Genomic DNA, 3,132 nt, shown 5'->3' with positions numbered 1-3,132 from the left:
AATTAACAAAGCGAATCATGCTTCTTTTTGCTTGACATTCAGCGTTTTAACTTACGTGGGAAACATCAGTTATATAAATTTAGCTTCCTGTAATGATGCAACGGCCAATAAACAAATGTTTATTGCTTCCTGTAACGTTGTAATGGTTAATAAACAAATACTTTTTCGTTTCGGTTTTTTGAGGCTGCTGAAATACAAATACTTTAGATGTATACACCGTGGAATCAGACTTTGATCTGCCATCTAAATTCTAATCTCTTAATTAATTATTGCCTACTTTTGCGACAAAACAAAACGCCAGTGAATTTCAATCCTTACGATATCGATTTACCCATTACCGAAGTCATTGATGATGTCAAATCGCATTTGAAAAACGGCAACACACTAATTGTTAATGCCCCTCCTGGAGCAGGTAAGAGTACTTTATTGCCTTTGGCGCTTATGGAACAAGAATGGTTAAAGGGGCAGAAAATAATTATGCTAGAGCCGCGTCGTCTGGCAGCACGAACCATTGCCATGCGCATGGCTGATTTGATTGGAGAAAAAGTAGGAAAACGTATTGGTTATCGCATTCGTTTTGATAATTGTGTAAGTGATAATACACAATTGGAAGTGGTAACAGAAGGGATTCTTACACGTATGTTGCAAAGCGATAATGCCCTGGAAGGTGTGGGGCTTGTCATATTTGATGAGTTTCATGAACGAAGCTTGTTTGCCGATGTGGCTTTGGCTTTAACGCGCGAAGCACAACAGGTATTGCGTAGCGACCTCCGATTGATGATCATGTCCGCCACCCTGGATATGCCACAATTAACCAAATTGCTAGATTCCACGTTCGTTGTTAGTCAGGGACGACAATATCCGGTTGAAATTATTCACGAAGGTGAAAATGATATGATGATGTTACCGGAACTAACTGCCCGAGTTGTATCTAAAGCTGTAAATGAGCAGGATGGAGATGTTCTGGTGTTCCTTCCTGGTGAGGGAGAAATCAGGTCATGTGAAAACCTTCTTAAGCGTAAACACCCTGATATATCTATACATCCCCTATATGGACAGCTATCGCCAAATAAGCAATATGCCGCCATCATGCCGCATCGTGAAGGCAAACGGAAGATAATTCTGGCGACAGCCATTGCAGAAACCAGCTTAACCATTGAAGGGATTAAGGTAGTAGTGGATAGTGGTTTTGGACGAACCATGAAGTTTAATCCTAATTCAGGATTGTCTCGACTTGAAACGATTGATATTACTTTGGATTCGGCTGATCAAAGGGCGGGGCGAGCAGGGCGTTTAGGGCCTGGAGTGTGTTACCGTATGTGGAGTAAAGCCACGCATAATCGCCTGCAAGAACATCGTACACCAGAGATTGAAGAAGCTGATTTGGCCACACTAGTATTAGAAATGGCTCAATGGGGCGTGGATGATATTGAAAAGCTAACCTGGCTGACGCCACCTCCAAAAGGGCATGTATCACAAGCCAATGAGTTGCTGCATGAGCTGGAAGCATTGAAAAATAACCGGATTACCAAACATGGTAAAGCCATTCATCAACTACCTTGTCATCCTCGATTGGCGCATATGCTTCTAATGGCACAGGAAGAGGGAATGACAGCTTTAGCTTGTGACATTGCTGCTTTGCTGGAAGAGCGCGACCCTTTAGGGAAGGATGCAGGCATTGATTTAAATAGCAGAATTGATGCTTTGCGTCGTTATCGGAAAGGTGATATTAAAAGCAAGCCGCTTGGGCGCATTGATAAAATAGCCGAGCAATACCGTCGTATTTTATCGGTCGATGAAGACAATTCGTCGGTGGATCCTTTTGAAACAGGCTTATTGCTGGTTTTTGCCTTCCCCGAACGTATTGCACATGCCAAGCCCGGTAACAATGCTCAGTTTAAAATGGCCAATGGCAGCATTGCTGCAGCTGGTCATAAAGATGATTTGGCACACGAGGCCTGGCTGGCTATAGCTAATGTGAATGCTCGCGAGGGCGTTGGTAAAATATTTTTGGCTTCACCTTTGAACCCTCAGGATTTGGCGCCAATGGTTAAGACTATTGAGTCTGTAAGTTGGGATACGAAGCGAGGAGGCTTTAAAGCGCAATCAGAACTGCGTATTGGTAGTATCATTCTGCAAAGTAAGCCATTGCATGATTATGATGAAACACTGAAGATAAACGCCATTTCTGAGGCTATAAAAAAGGAGGGAGGCTGGCTCTTAAATTTCGATAAAGAAGTAACACAATGGCAAAATCGGGTATTGAGTCTTCGTCAATGGGATAAAGGGCACAATTGGCCCGATGTGTCAACCGAAAACTTACTGGCAATAAATAAATCATGGCTGGCTCCTTATTTGAATGATGTGAAGAAGCCCGAGGATTTAAAAAGGATTGATCTTAAAACAGTTTTACAACATCATCTTGATTTTGAACTACAAGGTTTGTTAGATCAATTGGCTCCCGAGCGAATAAAAGTTCCAAGCGGTTCAAGCGTAAAACTGATGTATCGTGCCGGTGGCGAACCTCCTGTATTGGCTGTTCGATTGCAGGAAGTTTTTGGTTTAACAGAAACACCTGCGGTCAATAATGGAAAAATGAATGTGTTGATGCATTTGCTGTCACCTGGTTTTAAACCGGTTCAAATCACCAATGATTTAAGTAGTTTTTGGCAGAATGCATATTTTGAAGTCAAAAAGGAGTTGCGAATAAGGTATTCAAAGCACCATTGGCCCGATAACCCTTTGGAATCAGAAGCTGTCAGAGGTGTTAAACGGAAAAAGAATTGATATAAACAATACGGATGTCATCTTTTGGCTTTTATACCAAAACAAGTGACATCCGCCTGTTCTTTTAAATATACATATCTGATGTTGGAAAACTACTGTCGGTTAACATCATAAATTGTACCCTCGTTGTACATGTCAATAAGCTCTTCTCGTGAAGCCATATAATCTTCATCGGAGTAGCACGAGTCAACATCAATTACTTCAATTCCTGCTTTTTGCGAATAGTCATAGTTGTTGTATCAATGTCGTTTAGTTAAGAATAATGATTATGATAACTCATTGTTATTCTGTATATTTAAGACGCAGGAAGTCAGAATAACTTTACTGATTTTCGATTAGAAATCA

General features: G+C 41.2%; 1 protein-coding gene. It reads left to right on the top strand.

From position 1 onward, the window contains the following. The first annotated feature begins 300 nt into the window (after window positions 1-300). Entirely contained in the window at window positions 301-2,787 is a 2,487-nt protein-coding gene (hrpB, locus tag JIV24_RS21990; RefSeq protein ID WP_289048514.1) for an ATP-dependent helicase HrpB, read from the top strand. Window positions 2,788-3,132: the final 345 nt, after the last annotated feature.

Origin of the sequence: Carboxylicivirga marina (genome assembly GCF_016612505.1) — a bacterium.
Classification (GTDB): Bacteria; Bacteroidota; Bacteroidia; order Bacteroidales; family Marinilabiliaceae; genus Carboxylicivirga; species Carboxylicivirga marina.
The sequence above is the reverse complement of the archived record's forward strand: the minus strand, read 5'-3'. Positions and strand labels throughout refer to the sequence as shown.